The 20283-nt window shown below is 68.4% G+C and carries 19 protein-coding genes; 10 read left to right on the forward strand and 9 right to left on the reverse strand.

Features of this window, described 5'->3' with window-relative positions; genetic code table 11:
* Positions 1-1130 (forward strand): globin domain-containing protein (locus AOK17_RS00895; RefSeq protein WP_055610293.1); only part of this gene is annotated, 1130 nt, incomplete at its 5' end.
* A gap of 14 nt (positions 1131-1144) precedes the next feature.
* Here AOK17_RS00895 and AOK17_RS00900 read toward each other — a convergent pair.
* From AOK17_RS00900 to AOK17_RS00920, 5 genes are all read right to left on the reverse strand, one after another.
* A complete protein-coding gene (locus AOK17_RS00900) occupies positions 1145-1627 on the reverse strand; it encodes an NUDIX domain-containing protein (protein WP_055610294.1) in 483 nt (160 codons plus the stop codon).
* A 66-nt stretch (positions 1628-1693) separates the two neighbouring features.
* Positions 1694-2599 carry a LysR family transcriptional regulator gene (locus AOK17_RS00905; protein ID WP_055610295.1) on the reverse strand — a complete coding sequence of 302 codons (906 nt, stop codon included), beginning with the start codon at positions 2597-2599 and terminating at the stop codon, positions 1694-1696.
* A 214-nt stretch (positions 2600-2813) separates the two neighbouring features.
* Entirely contained in the window at positions 2814-3953 is a 1140-nt protein-coding gene (locus AOK17_RS00910; RefSeq protein WP_055610296.1) for a cystathionine gamma-lyase, read from the reverse strand.
* Positions 3950-4453, reverse strand: a complete 504-nt coding sequence (locus AOK17_RS00915) for a low molecular weight protein-tyrosine-phosphatase (protein ID WP_055610297.1) — start codon at positions 4451-4453, stop codon at positions 3950-3952. The genes AOK17_RS00910 and AOK17_RS00915 overlap by 4 nt, the downstream gene beginning before the upstream one ends.
* Before the next feature lie 8 nt (positions 4454-4461).
* Positions 4462-4839: a phage holin family protein gene (locus AOK17_RS00920; RefSeq protein ID WP_055610298.1), complete on the reverse strand. Its 378-nt coding sequence runs from the start codon at positions 4837-4839 to the stop codon at positions 4462-4464.
* Positions 4840-4899: 60 nt separating this feature from the next.
* On the opposite strand from AOK17_RS00920, the gene AOK17_RS00925 reads away from it, so the two are divergent.
* The 4 genes from AOK17_RS00925 (at position 4900) to AOK17_RS00940 (ending at position 7161) form a co-directional block, all read left to right on the forward strand.
* Positions 4900-5217, forward strand: coding sequence for a cupin domain-containing protein (locus tag AOK17_RS00925; protein WP_055610299.1), 318 nt, complete (start codon positions 4900-4902; stop codon positions 5215-5217).
* Between the two features lie 174 nt (positions 5218-5391).
* A complete protein-coding gene (locus AOK17_RS00930) occupies positions 5392-5604 on the forward strand; it encodes a DUF5326 family protein (RefSeq protein WP_055610300.1) in 213 nt (70 codons plus the stop codon).
* Positions 5605-5817: 213 nt separating this feature from the next.
* Positions 5818-6621 carry an IclR family transcriptional regulator gene (locus tag AOK17_RS00935; RefSeq protein WP_257678060.1) on the forward strand — a complete coding sequence of 268 codons (804 nt, stop codon included), beginning with the start codon at positions 5818-5820 and terminating at the stop codon, positions 6619-6621.
* Between the two features lie 99 nt (positions 6622-6720).
* On the forward strand, positions 6721-7161 hold the full coding sequence (locus AOK17_RS00940) for an SsgA family sporulation/cell division regulator (RefSeq protein ID WP_055610301.1): 441 nt from the start codon (positions 6721-6723) through the stop codon (positions 7159-7161).
* Between the two features lie 195 nt (positions 7162-7356).
* On the opposite strand, the gene AOK17_RS00945 is transcribed toward AOK17_RS00940, so the two are convergent.
* Entirely contained in the window at positions 7357-8850 is a 1494-nt protein-coding gene (locus AOK17_RS00945) for a YibE/F family protein (protein ID WP_055610302.1), read from the reverse strand.
* 220 nt (positions 8851-9070) lie between these two features.
* Between AOK17_RS00945 and thiC the strand changes: the two genes are divergently transcribed.
* Together thiC and AOK17_RS00955 are read left to right on the forward strand one after the other, a co-directional pair.
* Positions 9071-10918, forward strand: a complete 1848-nt coding sequence (gene thiC, locus AOK17_RS00950; RefSeq protein WP_055610303.1) for a phosphomethylpyrimidine synthase ThiC — start codon at positions 9071-9073, stop codon at positions 10916-10918.
* Positions 10919-10993: 75 nt separating this feature from the next.
* Positions 10994-12166, forward strand: a complete 1173-nt coding sequence (locus tag AOK17_RS00955) for an NUDIX hydrolase (RefSeq protein ID WP_245696968.1) — start codon at positions 10994-10996, stop codon at positions 12164-12166.
* 180 nt (positions 12167-12346) lie between these two features.
* On the opposite strand, the gene AOK17_RS00960 is transcribed toward AOK17_RS00955, so the two are convergent.
* The 3 genes from AOK17_RS00960 to AOK17_RS00970 form a co-directional block, all read right to left on the reverse strand.
* Positions 12347-13222: a hypothetical protein gene (locus AOK17_RS00960; RefSeq protein ID WP_055610305.1), complete on the reverse strand. Its 876-nt coding sequence runs from the start codon at positions 13220-13222 to the stop codon at positions 12347-12349.
* A gap of 183 nt (positions 13223-13405) precedes the next feature.
* Positions 13406-14608: a metallophosphoesterase gene (locus AOK17_RS00965; RefSeq protein ID WP_055610306.1), complete on the reverse strand. Its 1203-nt coding sequence runs from the start codon at positions 14606-14608 to the stop codon at positions 13406-13408.
* A 212-nt stretch (positions 14609-14820) separates the two neighbouring features.
* Positions 14821-15933: a LacI family DNA-binding transcriptional regulator gene (locus AOK17_RS00970; protein WP_079052719.1), complete on the reverse strand. Its 1113-nt coding sequence runs from the start codon at positions 15931-15933 to the stop codon at positions 14821-14823.
* 433 nt (positions 15934-16366) lie between these two features.
* Between AOK17_RS00970 and hisC the strand changes: the two genes are divergently transcribed.
* From hisC to cydB, 3 genes are all read left to right on the forward strand, one after another.
* A complete protein-coding gene (gene hisC / locus AOK17_RS00975; protein ID WP_055610308.1) occupies positions 16367-17449 on the forward strand; it encodes a histidinol-phosphate transaminase in 1083 nt (360 codons plus the stop codon).
* Between the two features lie 242 nt (positions 17450-17691).
* On the forward strand, positions 17692-19200 hold the full coding sequence (locus AOK17_RS00980; RefSeq protein WP_055610309.1) for a cytochrome ubiquinol oxidase subunit I: 1509 nt from the start codon (positions 17692-17694) through the stop codon (positions 19198-19200).
* A 20-nt stretch (positions 19201-19220) separates the two neighbouring features.
* On the forward strand, positions 19221-20225 hold the full coding sequence (gene cydB / locus AOK17_RS00985; RefSeq protein ID WP_055610310.1) for a cytochrome d ubiquinol oxidase subunit II: 1005 nt from the start codon (positions 19221-19223) through the stop codon (positions 20223-20225).
* Positions 20226-20283: the final 58 nt, after the last annotated feature.

Raw genomic sequence — 20283 nt, forward strand, 5'->3', positions numbered from 1 at the left:
CCCCCGCACAGGCCGCCTCCCCCGACGCCGTCCTCATCCGCCGGACCATGGCCGAGGTGGGCCCCGTCGCCGACAAGGTCACCTCGTACTTCTACGCGCTGCTCTTCGTACGGCACCCGGAGCTGCGCCAGCTCTTCCCCGCCGCGATGGACACTCAGCGGGACCGGCTCCTGCGGGCACTGCTGACCGCGGCCGAGCACATCGACAACCCCGAGGTCCTGGTCGCGTATCTGAAGAACCTCGGTCGTGGTCACCGCAAGTACGGCACCCGCCCCGAGCACTACCCGGCCGTCGGCGAATGCCTGATCGGCTCGCTCAGCCGGTTCGCCTCGTCGGTCTGGGACGGGGAGACCGAGGCTGCCTGGGTCCGCGCGTACACGACGATCTCGCAGGTCATGATCGACGCCGCGGCGGCGGACGAGCTGCGGGCCCCGCCCTGGTGGCACGGCGAGGTGATCTCGCACGACCTCAGGACCCCGGACGTCGCCGTCATCACGGTCCGCCCCGACCAGCCGTACCCCTTCCTCGCCGGCCAGTACGCAAGCGTGGAGACCCCTTGGTGGCCGCGGATCTGGCGGCACTACTCGTTCGCCTCGGCGCCCCGCTCCGACGGACTGCTGTCGTTCCATGTGAAGGCGATTCCGGCGGGCTGGGTCTCCAACGCGCTGGTGCACCGCGCCCGCCCGGGCGACGTCGTCCGGCTCGGCCCCCCTGCCGGCTCGATGACCGTCGACCACACCACCGACAGCGGTCTGCTCTGTCTGGGCGGCGGTACCGGCATAGCGCCGATAAAGGCCCTGGTCGAGGACGTCGCCGAGCACGGTGAGCGGCGCCCGGTCGAGGTTTTCTACGGAGCCCGCACCGATCACGACCTGTACGACATCGACACGATGCTCCGGCTCCAGCAGAGCCACCCCTGGCTCGCTGTGCGCCCGATAGTCGACCAGCACGGGCACCTGCACCTCCCCGACGCCGTACGCGAGTACGGGCCGTGGAACGAGTACGACGCGTACCTGTCGGGCCCGCCCGGCATGATCCGCAGCGGCGTCGACGCGCTCAGGGACATCGGCATCCCGTCGGAGAGGATCCGTCACGACGCGGTGGAAGAGCTCGTCGTGACCGGATACTGACTCCGAGTCGGCCGTCAGCCCAGATCGGGTGCGTGCATCGCCCGTACGCCCTCGATGTTCCCGTCGAGATAGTGCCGCAGGGACAGCGGTACGAGATGGACGGAAGCGATGCCCACGCGGGTGAAGGGGATCCGCACGATCTCGTACTCTCCGCAGGGCTCGTCGATCTCGGGGCCGTGGCGCAGCGACGGGTCCATGGATTCCAGGCGGCAGACGAAGAAGTGCTGCACCTTCACGCCGGTCGTGCCGGCGTCCTCGCCGATGTGCTCGACGGTGTCGACGAAGCAGGGCACCACATCGGTGATCTTGGCGCCGAGTTCCTCGTGCACCTCACGGTGGAGTGCGTCGACGACGGTCGTGTCCTCCGGTTCGACCCCGCCGCCGGGCGTCAGCCAGTAGGGATCGACGCCGGGCTTGGTCCGCTTGATGAGGACCAGGTCGTTGCCGTCCAGTAGGACGGCCCGGGCGGTGCGCTTGACCACGGGTCGGACGGTCATGGGAGAAATGTGGCCCAGTTGGTTCCACGTGAAACATCGCCCTCTTGACGAGGTGATGCATCTTGGTCACGACCAGTCTATGGCGGCGCGCATGAGCCACTCGTGCGCCCGCGCAATATGCGGCATGGCCAGTGTGCCGGTGCGCACCACCAGGAAGTACGTACGAAGCGGGGGCACCGCGGGTTCGGTCAGCGCGACCACGTCCCCCCGCGCCAGAGCCGGTGCGCACAGATAGCGCGGCAACACCGCGAGCCCGGCGCCGGTGGTCGCGCAGGCGAGGACGGCGCGCAGGTCGGGGACGATGACGGTGCCCGAGGTGGCCGGGCGGGAGTCGAAGACGGAGGCCCAGTAGCGGGCGACGAACGGCAGCGACTCGTGCACCTCCACCACGGGGAAGTTCTCCAGGGTGGGCTCGTCCTGGTGACGTAACGAACCGGAGCCGAGGCGGTCGGCCCAGCGCGGGGCGGCGACCAGGACGTGCTCCTCGTCGCAGAGCGGAGTCGCGGTGAGCAGGGAGCCGCGCGGGCGGGCCGTACTGATGGCCAGATCGTGATGTCCGGCGGCAAGCCCTTCCAGCGTCTCCTCGGCATTTCCGAAGGAGGCGCGCAGTGCGAAGCCCTGGCCGTCGTCCCCGGTCAGCTCGGTGAGCGCGGGCAGGGCGCGTTCGGCGGTGAACTCCGGCGGACCGGCGAGATGGAGTGTGCGTACGGAGGAGTCCTCGTCGAGGCCCGTCTCGGCGATCTCCACCAGGGCGTCGAGATGGGGTGCCGCCTTGTGGGCGAGTTCGTCGCCCATGGTCGTAGGGGTCACTCCACGGGCCTGACGCAGGAAGAGAGGGCGTCCCAGCTGTCGTTCGAGGGTCCGGATCTGGGAGGTGACGGCAGGCTGCGAGAGGCCCAGCAGGGCGGCTGCGCGGGTGAAGGAGCCGGCCCGGTGCACGGTCACGAAGGTCCGCAGCAAGGCCAGATCCATGGCGTCCCTTCTCTCTCCAGCTCCCCGGAAGCCCCCAACTATAAATATGTCGATAGGTCTCTGTCGCTACTGTGATTGGACACTGACACAGAGTCAACTAGCCTTGTTCGCGCGGTTCTTCGCGCGCAGAACCGGGGCGGTCCGAGCCACGAGGGGGGAGGCTCGGACCGTCCGTCGTACGTGCCCGTTACTGGACCGGTGACTCAGAAGGCGTTCAGCGCGAGGACTCGTCGAGTGCGCGCAGCACATCGGCCAGGAGGTCCTGAGGATCCTCGGCACCGGCCGAGAAACGGATGAAGCCCTCCGGCACCGCGTCGCCGCCCCAGCGACCACGCCGCTCGGCCGTCGACCGCACACCGCCGAAGCTGGTCGCGTCGTCCACCAGCCGCAGCGCGTCGAGAAAACGGTCGGCACGCGCGCGCGTGGGCAGCGTGAACGACACCACGCACCCGAAGCGCCGCATCTGCTGCGAGGCGATCTTGTGCGACGGGTCGCCGGGCAGCCCCGGATAACGGACCCCGAGGTCCTCGTGCCGGTCGCGCAGGGCCTCGGCGATCACGAGCGCATTGGCGTTCTGCCGGTCCACACGCAGTTGGAGCGTCGCGATGGAGCGGTGCGCGAGCCACGCCTCCATGGGCCCCGGAATCGCCCCGACGATCTTGCGCCAGCGGCGTACGGAGGTCATCGCCGCGGCGTCGCCACCAGTGACGTACCCCAGGAGGATGTCGCCGTGCCCGGTGAGCTGCTTGGTGCCGCTGGCCACGGAGAAATCGGCGCCCAGCTCCAGCGGGCGCTGCCCGAGCGGGGTCGCCAGGGTGTTGTCGACGGCGACCAGACAGCCCCGCGCGTGCGCCGCCTCGACGAGCCGCCGCACGTCGCACACGTCGAGCCCCGGGTTCGACGGGGTCTCGATCCACAGCAGCTTCGCGCCGTCGAGGACGTCGAGCTGGGCGTCGCCGCCGGTCGGGGCGGTGCGCACCTCGACTCCGTATGCCTCCAGTTGCGCGCGTACGAGCGGCAGCACCTGATAGCCGTCGTCGGGCAGCACGACCGTGTCGCCGGCGCTCAGCTGGGAGAAGAGGACGGCCGAGATGGCGGCCATGCCGGAGGCGAAGACGAGCGTTTCGACGTCGTCCCGGCCCGGCGCCTCCAGCTCGCCGATGGCGCGCTCCAGGTGGGTCCAGGTCGGGTTCTCGTCGCGGCCGTAGGTGTACGGGCCCGTGGGGTCGCCCGGCAGATGGAAGTGGGCGGCGAAGACCGGCCCCGGGAGGGTCGGCTCGTGCTTGACGGGCTCGGGCAGCCCTGCCCGCACCGCGCGTGTGCCGTCACCGGCTCCTGTAACGGAATCTGTCATGCCGCCTGTCCCTCCACTTGCTGCCGTACCGCGGCGAGCAGTCCGGGGCTCGCCGCCTCCACCATCTCAAGACACTCCTCGAAGCCGTCCAGGCCCCCGTAGTAGGGGTCCGGTACGTCGAGGTCGGCTCCTGAGGCCGACGCGACGGCAGGGTCGTACGAGCGCAGCAGCCGCACCTTCTCGGCGTCCGCCTCGGTGGGGGCGAGGCGGCGCAGGGCCCGCAGGTGGCCGGCGTCGAGGGCTATGACCAGGTCGAGACGGGCGAACCAGTCGGCGTGGAACTGGCGGGCCGCATGGCCGCCCTCGTAACCGCCTGCTTCCAGTACGGAGACGGTACGCGGGTCGGCGCCGTCACCCTCGTGCCAGCCGCCGGTGCCGGCGCTGTCCACCTCGACCAGGTCCTCCAGCCCGGCCTCCGCCACCCGCGCGCGGAAGACGGATTCGGCCATCGGGGAGCGGCAGATGTTGCCGGTGCAGACGAAGCACACGCGATAGGGCATCGGATCGCTCAGTCCTTGTCGGGGAGGACGACGTTCAGCGCCCAGGAGACGATGGAGATGATCAGGCCGCCCAGGACGGCGGTCCAGAAGCCCTCGACGTGGAAGCTCAGGTCGAGAACGTCCGCCAGCCAAGAGGTGAGCAGCAGCATCAGGGCGTTGACCACCAGCGTGATCAGGCCGAGCGTGAGAATGAACAGCGGGAACGTCAGCACCTGCACGATCGGCTTGACCAGGAAGTTGACCAGGCCGAAGACCAGTGCGACGAGCAGCAGCGTGCCTATCTCCTTGCCCGTGCTGTCACCGGACAGGGTGATCTTGTCGAGCAGCCACACGGCGACAGCCAGGGCGCCGGCGTTGGCGATCGTCTTGACTACGAAATTCTTCATGTGTCTGATCGTGACAGACGAGATCGACTACGAGCAGCGGGGCAAGGGCGGACAAGGGCGATGAAGGCATTCCGGCTGGACGAACTGGAGGCGGAGCGCGCCGCCAACGACGGCGCGTACCTCCAGTTCCTGCGTGAGAAGAACATGTCGGTCGGCCTGTACGCGCTGGACGCGGGCACCCAGGACCCTCAGCAGCCCCACCGCCAGGACGAGGTGTACTTCGTCGTCAGCGGCCGTGCGGCGATCACCGTCGGCATGGAGACGACCCAGGTGGCACGCGGCAGCGTCGTCTACGTGCCCGCGGGGGTGGCCCACAAGTTCCACCACATCAGCGAGGATCTGCGGGTTGTGGTGGTCTTCTCTCCGCCCGAGAGCTGACCTCCGCCTCAGGGTTCCCTAGGGGAACGTTCAGGGGAGGACAAGGGGTGCGAGGCCCCCGTCGGCACCCCTGCCGCGCCTAGCATCGAGGGCAGGACATTCAAGACCCGTCATCCTTCGGGAACGGGCTCGGACAGCACTCGGAAACGGGCAGAGAGACAAGGAACAAGGGCGATGCGAGAGATCTTCGCGGGTATGCCGTGGTGGATTAAGTGGGTCGCGGTGCCGGTCATCGCCCTGGTCGTGTTCGGCGGCCTGATAGCGAGCGTCGTCGGTTTCGTGATCGGCCTGCTCTTCAAGCTTCTGGTCTTCGTGGCGTTGGTCGGCGGACTGATCTACGTCGTACGGAAGTTCATGTCGAGCTCCTCGTCGAGGAGCGACTGGTAGGCAGGGGGAGACCCGCCGGTCGGCAACCGGCCGGCGGTAACAGGAACCGCCAGTTCCCTCGGGCGAGGGAAGTTTCGGCACAGGCCGTCTGCGAGCGGTGGCAGACGGTTAAAGTCCGGAATTCGACGCGGGGTTGATTCCCGCGAGCGGCGCTCCGATCCCTCCCGTGTTACCCCCGCACGGGCGGCCCCCCTCGCGCTTCGGGAGTAACCCTTGGCCACGGTTGACACCGCACCCGCAGGACCGCACGTCCCTTCCTCCGAACCGCATCCCACGACCCTCATCGGATCCGTGCAGCGCGCGATGCGCCTCCTGGAGTCCGTCGCCCGCCATGAGCACGGGGCGCCCGCGAAGCAGCTCGCCCGCGAGGCCGGGCTCGCCCTGCCCACGGCGTACCACCTGTTGCGCACGCTGGCCCACGAGGGCTATCTGCGCCGGGAGAAGGGCCTGTTCTTCCTCGGCGAAGCGGTCGAGCGGTTGACCAACAGCGGTGCCCAGCAGAAACGTCGCAGCATGGTCGCCGACGCACTCGCGCAGTGCCGTGATTCGATCGGCGCGCCCGTGTACTACGCGCTCTACCGCGACGGTGAGATCGAGGTCCAGTGCGTCGCCGACACCCCGGCCAATCCCGCCGTCGAGGAGTGGGCCGACTTCCGCGAGACGGGTCATGCGCACGCGATCGGCCAGTGTCTGCTGTCCCAGCTCGACGACGATGCCCGTCGGGACCACGTCGACCGTTACTCCGTCCGGTCCATCACGCCATATACGGTGCGTGACGATCGAACCCTGTTGCGACGCCTCGAATCGGCGCGACGCATGCAGCCCGTGATCGAGCGTCAGGAGTACGCGCTGGGCACGGTCTGCGCCGCGATTCCGATCACTGTGGGCAGTACTGCAGCCACAATTGCCATTTCCCTGCCGGCCCACCAGGCCGACCGACTGCTGCCGGCGGCACGCCGATTGCAGAGCGAGATCGGCCGACTGCTGGGGTCACTCTCGCTCTCTATCAGCATCTGAAAACTCACTCCTTGTGATCTGGTGTGCACGTTCAGCAAGATGCCAGCAGTGTCAGGTGGATGATTCCCGGCCAGGCGAAGGCGAACGACGGGGTAGGCGATGCGCGAGTCGGTAGTACAGGCAGAGGTCATGATGAGCTTCGTCGTCTCGGAGGAGCTCTCCTTTCGCATCCCGGTGGAGCTGCGCTACGAGACCTGTGATCCCTATGCCGTGCGGCTGACCTTCCATCTGCCCGGAGACGCCCCGGTGACCTGGGCCTTCGGCAGGGAGCTGCTGATCGACGGGGTGGGCCGGGCGTGCGGTGACGGTGATGTGCACATCGCTCCCGCCGACACCGAGGGGTTCGGCGATGTGCTGATCCGGCTTCAGGTGGGTGGCGACCACGCGTTGTTCCGCTGTGGGACGGCGCCGCTGCTGGCGTTCCTCGACCGTACGGACAGGCTGGTGCCGCTGGGCCAGGAGCGTTCCCTCGCGGACTTCGACACGCACCTCGACGAGGCGCTGAACCGCATCCTGGCGGAGGAACAGAGCGCCGGATGAAGCGATACTGGTCTGGGGCGGGCGCGACGCCGCCTCGCTGTACGTCGGCCCGTACGGGTGTGACGCGTGCTCATCCCACCCGGCGTCGGCTGTGCGGCATACGGCTTGTTGCTCCGCGGCCGTGCGGACTGCCGTAACGCTTCTTCTCAGCTCTCGGCCCTCGGCTCTCGGCAACCGGATCCGCACGGGCCGGCTTCAGTGCTTGCGGCGACGGCCGCTCCCGCCGCGCAGAGGCGCCCTGGCGCCCGACTGAGGCTGCGGCTGCGGCTGTTCCTGTGGTGCCGGGGCTGCGGGGCCCGGGCGGTCCGCCGAGACCACCAGGGCGGCGAGAACCGTGGTCACCGGCACGGAGGCGACCAGTCCGATCGAGCCGACGAGCGTGCGCACGATCTCCTCGGCGACCAACTCGCTGTTGGCCACCGTTCCCACACTGCTCTGCGCGATGGAGAAGAGCAGCAACAGCGGCAGCGCGGCGCCCGCGTACGCCAGGACGAGCGTGTTGACGACCGACGCGATGTGGTCGCGGCCGATACGGATGCCCGCGCGGTACAGCCCGCGCCAGCCCATCATCGGATTGGCCTCGTGCAGCTCCCAGACCGCCGACGTCTGCGTCACCGTCACGTCGTCGAGCACACCCAGCGAGCCGATGATGATGCCCGCGAGCAGCAGGCCGCTCATGTCGATGGACGGGTACAGCCCGTGGATCAGACCGGTGTTGTCGTCCGTGTTGCCGGTCAGCGCGGCCCAGTCGATGAACAGCGAGCCGAGCAGCCCGATCAGCAACAGGGAGAGCAGGGTGCCGACCACCGCCACCGACGTACGGGCCGACAGTCCATGGCACAGATAGAGCGCGATCAGCATGATGGCGCTCGCCCCGACCACCGCCACGACCAGGGGGTTCGAGCCCTGCAGGATCGCGGGGAGGATGAAGAACGTCAGGATGAGGAAGCTGGCGGCCAGGGCGACCAGTGCCATGACGCCGCGCATCCGGCCCACCAGGACCACGGCGACGGCGAAGATACCGGCGAGCACCGTCATCGGGAGCTTGCGGTTCACGTCGGTGACCGAGTACTGGAGCTCCTTGGGGGCGTCCGGCGCGTACGCGACGATCACCTCCTGGCCCTGCTCCAGCTGCCGCGAGGAGTCCGGCTGGACGATCTCCGTGAACGTACGGCCCTTGTCCTTGCCGGTGTCGACCCGGACCGTCGCCTTCTTGCAGCTGCCGGACGCCTGTTGCTGCGCCGACGAGCCCTCGGCGGTCGAGGTGTCGCCGGTCGGCGTCTCCCCCGAGGCGTTCACCGACTTGCAGTCGACCTTGTCGACCTTGGTCACGGTGGCCTGCTGGGTCTGCCGGTCGAAGCCGACTCCGGTGCGCTCGTGCCCCGGGGCGCCGCCGGGCCAGAGCACCACGAGGCCGACGACGACCGCCGCCGCGAAGGGGATCAGCACGGCCGCGATGACCTTGCGCAGATGCATCGAGACAGGTGCTGCGGGTCCGTGACTGTGCGAGTGGCCGTGCCCGCCACCACCCGGCCCGCCACCGTCGCCACCGCCGGGCCGGTCTCCGCCGCCGCCCCCTCCGGGGCCGTGGGGTCCGTGCCCCTGTCCGCCGCCGTGCCCATGGCCGTCGTGGCCGTGTCCGTGGGGCGGTTCGGACGGCGGGAGTGGGGGCTGTTGCGTCGTGGTCACCGACCGATCATCGCAAGAACAGCCCGGGCCCACTGTTCACCGCGCCACATCTGACGCTAGCGTGGAGGCACCTTTGCACACGCGGGAGCTCGGAGCACCGGGCTGAGAGGGCGCTGACCTCCGTAGACGCGATGTTTCACGTGGAACATCGCCGGACGGAAATCGCTGCGTCGACCGCCGAACCTGTTACCGGGTAATGCCGGCGTAGGGAGTAGGTCTCATGACCAACAAGGACGCACGCACGCCTGCCTCCAGCCTGACGGACGGGGCGTTCGCCTCGGCCGAGAGCGGTGGAGCGACTGCTTCGCCCGAGAACGGCGAGGCCGGGAAGTCCATCGGCTGGCACAAGGCGTATGTCGAGGGTTCACGCCCCGACCTGCGGGTGCCGGTCCGTCAGGTGCACCTCACCAACGGGCAGTCGGTCACCCTGTACGACACCTCCGGCCCGTACACCGATCCGACCGTCGACACCGACGTACGCAGGGGTCTCGGAGCTGTCCGGGCCAACTGGATCATCGCCCGCGGTGACACCGAGGAGTACGCGGGCCGGCCCGTCCGCCCCGAGGACGACGGGATCAAGCACACCTCGCCGCGCGGTGGACTGCGCAACCTCGACGCGGTCTTCCCGGGGCGTCCGCGCCAGCCCCGGCGCAGCCGTGACGGACAGGCGGTGACGCAACTCGCGTACGCCAGGCGGGGCGAGGTCACGCCGGAGATGGAGTACGTGGCCATCCGGGAGAACGTTTCTCCCGAGGTCGTCCGCGAGGAGATCGCGGCGGGCCGGGCCGTGCTGCCGGCCAACGTCAACCACCCGGAGATCGAGCCGATGATCATCGGCAAGCGGTTCCTGGTGAAGGTCAACGCCAACATCGGCAACTCCGCGGTCACCTCCTCCATCGAGGAGGAGGTCGAGAAGATGACCTGGGCGACCCGTTGGGGCGCCGACACGGTCATGGACCTGTCCACCGGCCGCAATATCCACACCACGCGGGAGTGGGTGCTGCGCAACTCCCCCGTCCCCATCGGCACGGTCCCGCTCTACCAGGCGCTGGAGAAGGTCGACGGCCGGGCCGAGGAGCTGACCTGGGAGATCTACAAGGACACGGTCGTCGAGCAGGCCGAGCAGGGCGTGGACTACATGACCGTCCACGCGGGCGTGCGGCTGCCGTACGTCCCGCTGACCGCGAACCGCAAGACCGGCATCGTCTCGCGCGGCGGCTCGATCATGGCGGCCTGGTGCCTGGCGCACCACAAGGAGTCGTTCCTGTACGAGAACTTCGAGGAACTCTGCGAGATCCTCGCGGCGTACGACGTCACGTACTCGCTGGGCGACGGCCTGCGGCCCGGATCGATCGCGGACGCCAACGACGCAGCACAGTTCGCCGAGTTGAGGACGCTCGGGGAACTCAACAGGGTCGCGAAGCGTTTCAACGTACAGACCATGATCGAAGGCCCGGGGCATGTCCCGATGCACAAGATCAAGGAGAACATCGACCTTCAGCAGGAGATCTGTGATGAAGCTCCGTTCTATACGCTCGGCCCGCTGACGACGGACGTCGCGCCGGCGTACGACCACATCACCTCCGGCATCGGTGCCGCGATGATCGCCTGGTGGGGCACGGCCATGCTCTGCTACGTCACGCCCAAGGAGCACTTGGGCCTGCCCAACCGTGACGACGTCAAGACGGGCGTCATCACCTACAAGATCGCGGCCCATGCGGCGGACCTCGCCAAGGGACACCCGGGCGCACAGGAGTGGGACGACGCGTTGTCGGACGCCCGCTTCGAGTTCCGCTGGGAGGACCAGTTCAACCTGGCCCTCGACCCCGACACGGCCCGGGAGTTCCACGACGAGACCCTCCCGGCCGAGCCCGCCAAGACAGCGCACTTCTGCTCCATGTGCGGGCCGAAGTTCTGCTCGATGAAGATCAGTCACAGCATCACCGAGCAGTTCGGCGGCACTGCGGCTGCGGGGGCGACGGCCGAGGAGGTCGCCGAGGGGATGCTCCAGAAGTCGAAGGAGTTCGCGGCGAGCGGGAACAGGGTGTACCTGCCCATGGCCGACTGACTCCGGCGCGCTGTCCGACCCCTTCTCCGAGGTCCCGGCCATCCCGGCCGGGGCCTTACGGGGGAACGCGATGCCTTGGCCCCACGCCATAACGGTAGAGACAAGATCGCGCATGGCGTGATCAACTTCCCTACCCTGCCTGGCATGGGCGGGATCGATGTGGCCAACGGAGTTGTCGGCGCTGTGCTGGGGATGCTGTTCGCAGTGCTGTTCCAGCAACCCCTGCAGAACGGCTTGTACAGGCTGAGAACCCGCTCGACCCGTGCCGTACGCACCCTGAGGCAGCGGGAGGAGTCCAGTCCGGCGTGGAGAACCTTCTCTCTGGGGCCTCTTCACACCTCGGCCCTGATCGTCGAAGGGGACGGAGAGTCTTCCATATCCGCTGAATCCGTCTATATCCAAGTACTCGACGAAGAGATCGAGCTGCCTTCGGACATGGCCGGCTGGCGGACCGAACTCGAGGAGGAGAACACGCGGGGACGGACAGAGGGCCGGACACCGATGTGGAACGGTCCTCGCTACGCGGTCGAATCGCTCGACGTGTCCCGGACCGCTCTCGACGAGCACCCCGAAGTGCATCTCCGGCTGCGTCCGACGGACTACTTCACCTTTCTGGCGGCTCAACAGCTCGACCGGCGCCTGCCCGACGGAACAAGCCCGCGGTCCCGCTATCTCGACCCGGACGATCCGCTGTCGGCACCCGCATTCCTGCAGTGCAGCTTCGCCGTGAACATCGCGGTGGTGACCGCCGACGACATGGTGGTCGTGAGCCAGCGAAGCGACCGGGTCCGTATGGCGCCGGGTGTCTGGAACTCCTCCGTCAACGAAGGCATGTCACGGCACATCGATTCCTCCGGACGGAGCGCCCCCGACCTGCACGCGGTGGCCCGGCGGGGCATGCGCGAGGAACTGTCCCTGGAACCCCACGAGTACTCACTGGAACTGCTCGCCTTCGTCCTCGACACCGACAAGCGCCACTGGAGCGCACATTTCTACGCAAAGTTGAAGGACCTGACGCGCGAGGGCCTACAAACGCGAATGAGCAGGGGAGTCGCGGACCGTTGGGAGCATCAGACCATCGACTACGTGCCCTTCCGCCCCGCGACCGTGGTCAAGTACATGCTGCGTGCCGACCGCGTCCACCGGTGGGCCCCACTCGCACCGGCGCTCTTCCACCTCGCCCTGGTGCACGTCTACAACCGCACACCGGTCGAACGAGCGACCGCGCAGATCGTGCGCCGCATGTAGAAACGGAATGAAGGCACGGTATGAAGGCGCGCCATGAGGCAACGGCACGGAGGCCGCACCTGCCGGAACGCGGCCGTCGCGGGCGTAGTGCCCGCGACGCTGCGGCCGGTCGGGCCCCGCTCCGCCTGGCCGCGCCCGGTTGCCCGCCCCACAAGGGGCCGGGCCCGGGCGAGGGCGGGGCTACTCCGGCTGGTGCTCCGGCCCCCCGAAGTCGGGGCTGCTGAAGTCCGGGCTGGAGAAGCTGGGGCGGGGACCCGCTGTCGGGCCGCCGTCCGGGCTGCTGAAGCCTGGCCGGTTGTAGCCGAGCTGGGGCATCCGGCTGACCGGCGCCGACGGTTTCGTACGGCCGAGGGCGGCCGTGCCCGGATCGGCGAGGGCCTCCCTGAGGAACGGCATGATGCCGCGCTCCAGGAGGGCGTCGTGCCAGGCATCCCTGGCCCGGTTCACCTCTTCGCTGCGTTCGCCGTGCGCGTCGGCCTGGAGTGAACTGGCGCCGTTGCGCAGGGCGGCGAGCAGGAGACCGACCGCGGCCACCAGGATCGTGACGGCCGTGATGGCTCCGAAGACCCACCCGGTGGTGAGGAGGGTCTGGGCGATGCCCGGCTGGGGGTCGAGCATCTTCAGGATGTAGCCGACGAGCAGGAAGATCGCCGCGGCGGTGCCGGCGAGGACGGGGGCGAGCACGGCGACGACCGCCGCGGCACCTGCCCCGGCGGTCTCGGCGACCTCCCCCATGGTGGTGGCGATCCCCACCGCGCCCGTGGCCGGATCCGTGGTGCTGCTGGTGGATCCTTCGCGGACGGGAGGGGTGGACGGCGCCGGCTGGCGCAGTTCCTCGCGGACCTTCACGTAGTGCTGGTACTCGGTCGCCGCCGCCGCCGTGATGAGAGCGGTGGCGTTGAGCGCCATCGTGCGCAGTTGTTCGGGGTTGAGCCGCTGACCGACAGCGGCGAGTTCCGGACGGTGTGGGGCGGAGCGCAGCGCCTCATCGAGGATCCGCTCGTACTCTTGGCGGTCCTCGCTCAGCAGGTGCTGCGGAACGCTGTTCATGTGCATCCCCCGATGCTCCGTAGGGCTTGGGGCTCGGCATGCTGACGAGCCGTCGGGCAGAAACGGAGGGGAGCCTGCTACGGATAAGCCGATGGTAGAGCGGTGACGGCACACGGTGACAGGGGGTTTCCAGAATTTGCCCCCGTGTTGTGCTTGTCCTCCGTCGGGGGACGCCTGCCCGATGAACGCTCAGCTATCCAGGGGAAGTTGCTGGACCAGCAGCTTTCCGGCCATGGTCACGCCGCCGTCCATCGCGATGGCGAGCCCGTCCGCGTACACATGCGGCTTTTCGACGACTGGGTTCGGGGAATCCTCCCCCTCCTCCGAGCCGACCTCCCCCAGGAGATACGGAATGGGGCTGTGACCATGGACGATGCGTGAACCGCCGTACATGTCCAGCAAGGAACGCACCGCCTGCGCACCGCCGTCGTCGCGGAAAGCGAAGCGCTTGGTGAACTTGCGGAAGACGTCCCAGCACTCGTCCGCGTCGTTGCGGGTGAGCGTTTCGCGGACGGTGTCGTTGACCGCTTCGATGGAGTCGCCGTAGTCGAGATAGGCGGTGGTGTCGGAGTGCACCAGAAGATGCCCGTCGGCCATCTCCATGGCGTCGAGGCGGGCCATCCACTGCAGATGGTGGTCCTGGAGGCGCTCCATGTCGGTCTTCTGGCCGCCGTTCAGCAGCCAGGCGGCCTGGAAGGTGGCCGTGCCCGCCCCGGAGTTGACGGGGGTGTCCCCGAACCGCTTGGCGCCGAGCAGCAGCAGCTCGTGGTTGCCCATCAGCGCCTTGCAGTAGCCCCCGGCCGCGGCGGCCTCCGCGGACAGCCGCATCACGAGGTCGATGACGCCGATGCCGTCGGGCCCGCGGTCGGTGAAGTCACCGAGGAACCACAGCCGCGAGGTCCCCGCGGCCCAGCTCCCGTCGATGTCGATGAGGCCCTTCTCGCGCAGCGCGGCGACGAGCTCGTCGAGATAGCCGTGGACGTCACCGACGACGTACAGCGGTCCCGGCCCTTCGGCGGGCTGGACGACCGGTGCGGCGACGGGCTCGACCGGTACCTGAAGGGTGTCACCGCGGTTGATGACGGGCAGATCGCGCTGCGTCGGTGTGTAGCCCGCCGGCTCGCCGACCGGTCCGGCGCCCTCGCCGGGAGGCGTCTGCTGCGCGTAGTGGCCGGGCTGCTCGTACTGGCCCGAGGCTCCGCCGTAGGGACCGGCGGGCTGGTCCCGGGTCTGGTCGTACGGCTCGGCGGCCTGGTCGTACACCTCGCCGGACTGCGGGTACGGGCCGGGGGACTGTGTGTACGGACCGGCCTCGTGGACGTACGCCGGCACGCGGAAGTCGCGCACCGTCGGCGTACGCATCTCGGGTCCCTGACCGGCCCCCTGAGTCATCGACCCCTCCACCACCATCGCGCCGCATCTGCACCGCGTCGGACTGCCTGGTCGCAGCGGCCCGCGGTGTCGTCCGCCCATCATAGGAATGCGGATCGCGCCATGTGATGACCCAGGGGTGGTGAATCGGAGCAGAACCCCAGTTCACCGTGGTTTTCTCCCGAATTGGGAGGGGCTTTCCGCACCGGTTTTACCCGTAGGTCATCCGGAGGTCATCCCTCCTCCGGTGATCGGGGCGGGCTGACGGTCGTCCGGGGAGGCCGTCGCTGGGAGGACGTCCGCACGATCAGCTCGGTCGGTATCACCTGCTCGACCGGTTGGTCCGATTCGACCCCCTCGATCGCGTCGATGAGGAGCTGGACCACGGCCGTGCCGATTCGACGCGGTTTGAGCGAGAGTGTCGTGACGGGCGGCTCGGTGTTGGCGTACACGGTGGACTCGCTGCAGCACACGAGCAGCAGGTCCTCCGGTACGCGCAGTCCGTAGCGGCGGGCCGCCGCGAGGAGGTCGGTGCCGTTCGGGTCGAACAGCCCGTAGACGGCGTCCGGCCGGTCGGGCCGGGCGAGGAGCCGGTCGGCGGCGACGGCCCCCGCGCACGGATCGTGCGCGGGATAGGCCTCGTACACCGGATCCTGGCCCACGCGCTCGCACCAGCGCAGGTACGCGGTCGTGGACAGGTGTGTGTACGTGTCCGTGGTCGTCCCCGTGAGGAGGCCGATCCGGCGGGCGCCGGCGTCGGCCAGGTGGTCGAGGATGCCCAGGACCGCGGCCTCGTGGTCGTTGTCCACCCAGGCGGTCACCGGCAGCGAGCCGGCCGGGCGGCCGTCGGAGACCACCGGTAAGCCCTGGCGGACCAGTTCGCTGACGACCGGGTCCTGGTCGGAGGGGTCGATGACGACCGTCCCGTCCAGGGCCACGTTCGACCACACGTCGTGGCGCGAGGTCGCGGGGAGGATGACCAGGGCGTAGCCCCGGGCGAGCGCGGCCGAGGTGGCGGCTCTGGCCATCTCCGCGAAGTACGCGAACTCCGTGAAGGTGAAAGGTTCATCCCCGTAGGTCGTCACAGTCAGGCCGATGAGGCCGGACTTTCCGGTACGGAGGGTTCGGGCCGCCGCGGAGGGGCGATAGCCCAGCCGGTCGGCGACCTCGCGGACATGGCGTCGGGTGGCGTCCGGGAGCCGCCCCTTGCCGTTGAGCGCGTCGGACACGGTAGTGATCGACACTCCCGCGGCCGCGGCCACGTCTCTGATGCCCGCCCGGCCCGGCCGGCTTCCTCGGCGGGAGGTATCCGACCGGCTCACCTGGTGCTTCCCTGCTGCTGTCATGGCGAGCCGATAGTAGGGCTCATGAGGTGGGGTAGTGCGGACGCATATGCACGCGTTGACAGGCACGTTTCTGCATGGTCATCAGCAGACAAGTCCCTTGGAAGGGAAGGGAGTTGACCGTTTCAATGGCAGGACGTCACTTGTCGGCGCGCATGGGCCTGCCAAATGGGCCATGTTTCGAAGAGGTCTCAACTCACCTTCACGAGGGATGCGCGCCACGGCGCGAGCCACCGGCGCGTGCTCCGGTGGGCGGCGCGCCCCCTACTTTCGTACGCCTTCGGGTGGTGATGCCCGGGAGTGTGTACGCGGCTGCCGGGCGCCGCCGATGCCGTCGGTCCCCGGCCGTACGCAGCGGAGCCGAATCCTCTTAAGGTGAGGAGTATTGGTAGCCGGTGGTGGTCATGAGCCGGAGACGGTCACGAGGAGGAGTGCGGTGAGCGAGACGAGCCCGAGGCTGCGTGCCGAGCTGGAGGGTATCCCCACCTACAAGCCGGGGAAGGCTGCCGCGGCCGCGGACGGCCCGGTGGCCTACAAGCTGTCCTCCAACGAGAACCCCTACCCGCCGCTGCCGGGCGTTCTGGAGAGCGTGGCCTCGGCGGCCGGTGCCTTCAACCGCTACCCCGACATGGCGTGCACGGGGCTGATGAACGAGCTGTCGGACCGCTTCGGTGTGCCGCTCACGCATCTGGCCACGGGCACCGGTTCGGTCGGTGTCGCCCAGCAGCTGCTGCAGGCGACCTCGGGTCCTGGCGACGAGGTGATCTACGCCTGGCGGTCCTTCGAGGCGTACCCGATCATCACCCAGATCAGCGGGGCGACGTCGGTGAAGGTGCCGCTGACGCCCGGGGACGTGCACGACCTCGACGCGATGGCGGACGCGATCACCGAGCGGACGCGGCTGATTTTCGTCTGCAACCCCAACAACCCCACGGGCACGGTGGTGCGCCGGGCCGAGCTGGAACGGTTCCTCGACCGGGTGCCGAGCGATGTCCTGGTGGTCCTCGACGAGGCGTACCGGGAGTTCATCCGCGATACCGAGGTACCGGACGGCGTCGAGCTCTACCGCGAGCGCCCGAACGTGTGCGTGCTGCGCACGTTCTCCAAGGCGTACGGGCTGGCCGGGCTGCGGGTCGGCTTCGCGATCGCCCATGAGCCGGTGGCGGCGGCGCTGCGCAAGACGGCCGTGCCCTTCGGTGTGAGCCAGCTCGCGCAGGACGCGGCGGTCGCCTCGCTGCGGGCCGAGGACGAGCTGCTCGGCCGGGTGGGTTCGCTGGTGTCCGAGCGCGCCCGTGTGGTCGAGACGCTGCGCGGGCAGGGCTGGACGGTGCCGGAGACCCAGGCCAACTTCGTGTGGCTGCGGCTCGGTGAGCGCACGCTCGACTTCGCGTCGGCCTGCGAGCAGGCCGGGGTCGTCGTGCGGCCGTTCGCCGGCGAAGGGGTCCGGGTCACGGTGGGCGAGACCGAGGCGAACGACATCTTCCTCAAGACGACCGAGGCGTTCCGCAAGGAGCTCTAGCCGGTTGGTGGGGTGCTGGAGCCGAGTGGGGGTGCCGGCCGGTGCCGGAGCTCGTCGGTGGGGGTGCCGTCGGCCGGTGTGACCGATCCGGCACCCCCCTCGTGTCAACCCTCGAACTGCCATGCGTCATAATTGCTTGTGAATGTGAACGCGTTCACAAGCGTGTCCAGTTGATCCCGTGATGTCTGCGACAAACGGGACAAACTGACGCCGATACTTCGGCGATGTAAGGAGATGACGACGTGGAAATGGCTTTGGCGCCGGAGACGCTGGCGCGATGGCAGTTCGGCATCACCACCGTCTACCACTTCCTCTTCGTGCCGCTCACGATCTCGCTCGCCGCGCTCACCGCCGGCCTGCAGACCGCCTGGGTGCGGACGGAGAACGAGAAGTACCTCAAGGCCACCAAGTTCTGGGGCAAGCTCTTCCTGATCAACATCGCGATGGGCGTCGTCACGGGCATCGTGCAGGAGTTCCAGTTCGGCATGAACTGGTCCGACTACTCGCGCTTCGTCGGTGACGTCTTCGGTGCCCCCCTCGCCTTCGAGGCGCTGATCGCCTTCTTCTTCGAGTCCACCTTCATCGGCCTGTGGATCTTCGGCTGGGACAAGCTGCCCAAGAAGATCCACCTCGCCTGCATCTGGATGGTCTCGATCGGCACGATCCTGTCGGCGTACTTCATCCTCGCGGCCAACTCGTGGATGCAGCACCCCGTCGGCTACCGGATCAACGAGCAGAAGGGCCGTGCCGAACTCACCGACTTCTGGCTGGTCCTGACCCAGAACACCGCGCTCGCGCAGGCCTTCCACACCCTCTCCGCGGCCTTCCTCACGGGCGGCGCCTTCATGGTCGGCATCGCCGCCTTCCACCTGGTCCGCAAGAAGCACATCCCCGTGATGAAGACCTCGCTGCGGCTCGGGCTGGTCACTGTCGTCGCCGGCGGCATGCTCACCGCGCTCAGCGGTGACACCCTCGGCAAGATCATGTACGAGCAGCAGCCGATGAAGATGGCCGCGGCCGAGGCGCTGTGGGACGGCGAGGCCCCCGCTCCCTTCTCCGTCTTCGCCTACGGGGATGTCGAGGCCGGCCACAACAAGGTCGCCATAGAGATCCCGGGACTGCTGTCCTTCCTGGCCAAGGACGACTTCACCTCGTACGTTCCCGGCATCAACGACGTCAACAAGTCCGAGCAGGAGCGGTTCGGGCCCGGTGACTACCGGCCCAACATCCCCGTCGCCTACTGGGGATTCCGCTGGATGATCGGCTTCGGCATGACGTCCTTCGCCATCGGTCTGGCCGGACTCTGGCTGACCAGGAAGAAGTTCATGCTGGGGAAGCATCTGCGGGTCGGCGACGACGAAGTGCCGCACGTGGTGCTCTTCAAGAACAAGGCTCTCGGCCCGACGCTCACCAAGTGGTACTGGCGCATCGCGATCCTGACCCTGGGGTTCCCGCTGATCGCCAACTCGTGGGGCTGGATCTTCACCGAGATGGGCCGTCAGCCCTGGGTCGTCTACGGCGTGCTCCAGACCCGCGACGCGGTCTCCCCCGGTGTCTCGCAGGGCGAGATCCTCACCTCGATGATCGTCTTCACCACGCTCTACGCGATCCTCGCCGTGATCGAGGTCAAGCTGCTCGTGAAGTACGTCAAGGCCGGTCCGCCCGAGCTCACGGAGGCCGACCTCAATCCACCCACGAAGATCGGCGGCGACCCCAAGGACGCCGACAAGCCGATGGCCTTCTCGTACTAGGCCCAGGGAGCTGCTGAGTCATGGAACTTCACGACGTCTGGTTCGTCCTCATCGCCGTCCTGTGGACCGGCTACTTCTTCCTGGAGGGCTTCGACTTCGGGATCGGCGTCCTCACCAAGCTGCTCGCCCGGAACCGGACCGAGAAGCGGGTGCTGATCAACACCATCGGGCCGGTCTGGGACGGCAACGAGGTGTGGCTGCTCTCGGCGGGCGGCGCGACCTTCGCCGCCTTCCCCGAGTGGTACGCCACGCTCTTCTCCGGCTTCTACCTGCCGCTGCTGCTCATCCTGGTCTGCCTGATCGTGCGTGGCGTCGCCTTCGAGTACCGGGCGAAGCGGCCCGAGGAGCAGTGGCAGCGCAACTGGGAGAACGCGATCTTCTGGACCTCGCTGCTCCCGGCGTTCCTGTGGGGCGTGGCCTTCGGCAACATCGTCCGGGGCGTGAAGATCGACCGGGACTTCGAGTACGTGGGCAACCTCTGGGACCTGCTCAACCCGTACGCCATCCTGGGCGGCCTGGTGACGCTGTCGCTGTTCACCTTCCACGGGGCGGTGTTCGCGGCGCTCAAGACCCTGGGCGACATCCGGGAGCGGGCCAGGAAGCTGGCGCTCGGGCTCGGTCTGGTGACGGCCGTGCTCGCGCTGGCCTTCCTGCTCTGGACCCAGGCCGACAACGGCGACGGCAAGAGCCTGGTCGCGCTGGTCGTGGCCGTCGTCGCCCTGGTCGCGGCGATCGGGGCGAACCAGCTGGGGCGCGAGGGCTGGGCGTTCGCGCTGTCGGGCCTCACCATCGTCGCCGCCGTCGCGATGCTCTTCCTGTCGCTCTTCCCGAACGTCATGCCGTCCTCGCTCAATGACGAGTGGAGCCTGACGGTCACCAACGCCTCGTCGAGCCCGTACACGCTGAAGATCATGACCTGGTGTGCGGTCATCGCGACGCCGGTGGTGATGCTCTACCAGGGCTGGACGTACTGGGTGTTCCGCAAGCGGATCGGTACGCAGCACATCGCCGAGACCGTGCACTAGCGTCGATGAATCCATGGGCCTGTTTCACGTGAAACAGGCCCAATGAGAAGAGGGTGTG

The organism is Streptomyces phaeochromogenes, assembly GCF_001418655.1.
GTDB classification, from domain to species: domain Bacteria; phylum Actinomycetota; class Actinomycetes; order Streptomycetales; family Streptomycetaceae; genus Streptomyces; species Streptomyces phaeochromogenes.

What these genes read in the sequence shown, in the direction of transcription:
- thiC (WP_055610303.1), top strand. Translation starts at nt 9,071, where the DNA reads ATGACCAACAAGGACGCACGCACGCCTGCCTCCAGCCTGACGGACGGG.
- AOK17_RS00915 (WP_055610297.1), bottom strand. Translation starts at nt 4,453, where the DNA reads ATGCCCTATCGCGTGTGCTTCGTCTGCACCGGCAACATCTGCCGCTCC.
- AOK17_RS00910 (WP_055610296.1), bottom strand. Translation starts at nt 3,953, where the DNA reads ATGACAGATTCCGTTACAGGAGCCGGTGACGGCACACGCGCGGTGCGG.
- AOK17_RS00960 (WP_055610305.1), bottom strand. Translation starts at nt 13,222, where the DNA reads ATGCACATGAACAGCGTTCCGCAGCACCTGCTGAGCGAGGACCGCCAA.
- AOK17_RS00925 (WP_055610299.1), top strand. Translation starts at nt 4,900, where the DNA reads ATGAAGGCATTCCGGCTGGACGAACTGGAGGCGGAGCGCGCCGCCAAC.
- AOK17_RS00940 (WP_055610301.1), top strand. Translation starts at nt 6,721, where the DNA reads ATGCGCGAGTCGGTAGTACAGGCAGAGGTCATGATGAGCTTCGTCGTC.
- AOK17_RS00920 (WP_055610298.1), bottom strand. Translation starts at nt 4,839, where the DNA reads ATGAAGAATTTCGTAGTCAAGACGATCGCCAACGCCGGCGCCCTGGCT.
- AOK17_RS00930 (WP_055610300.1), top strand. Translation starts at nt 5,392, where the DNA reads ATGCGAGAGATCTTCGCGGGTATGCCGTGGTGGATTAAGTGGGTCGCG.
- cydB (WP_055610310.1), top strand. Translation starts at nt 19,221, where the DNA reads ATGGAACTTCACGACGTCTGGTTCGTCCTCATCGCCGTCCTGTGGACC.
- AOK17_RS00905 (WP_055610295.1), bottom strand. Translation starts at nt 2,599, where the DNA reads ATGGATCTGGCCTTGCTGCGGACCTTCGTGACCGTGCACCGGGCCGGC.
- AOK17_RS00965 (WP_055610306.1), bottom strand. Translation starts at nt 14,608, where the DNA reads ATGACTCAGGGGGCCGGTCAGGGACCCGAGATGCGTACGCCGACGGTG.
- AOK17_RS00970 (WP_079052719.1), bottom strand. Translation starts at nt 15,933, where the DNA reads ATGACAGCAGCAGGGAAGCACCAGGTGAGCCGGTCGGATACCTCCCGC.
- AOK17_RS00900 (WP_055610294.1), bottom strand. Translation starts at nt 1,627, where the DNA reads ATGACCGTCCGACCCGTGGTCAAGCGCACCGCCCGGGCCGTCCTACTG.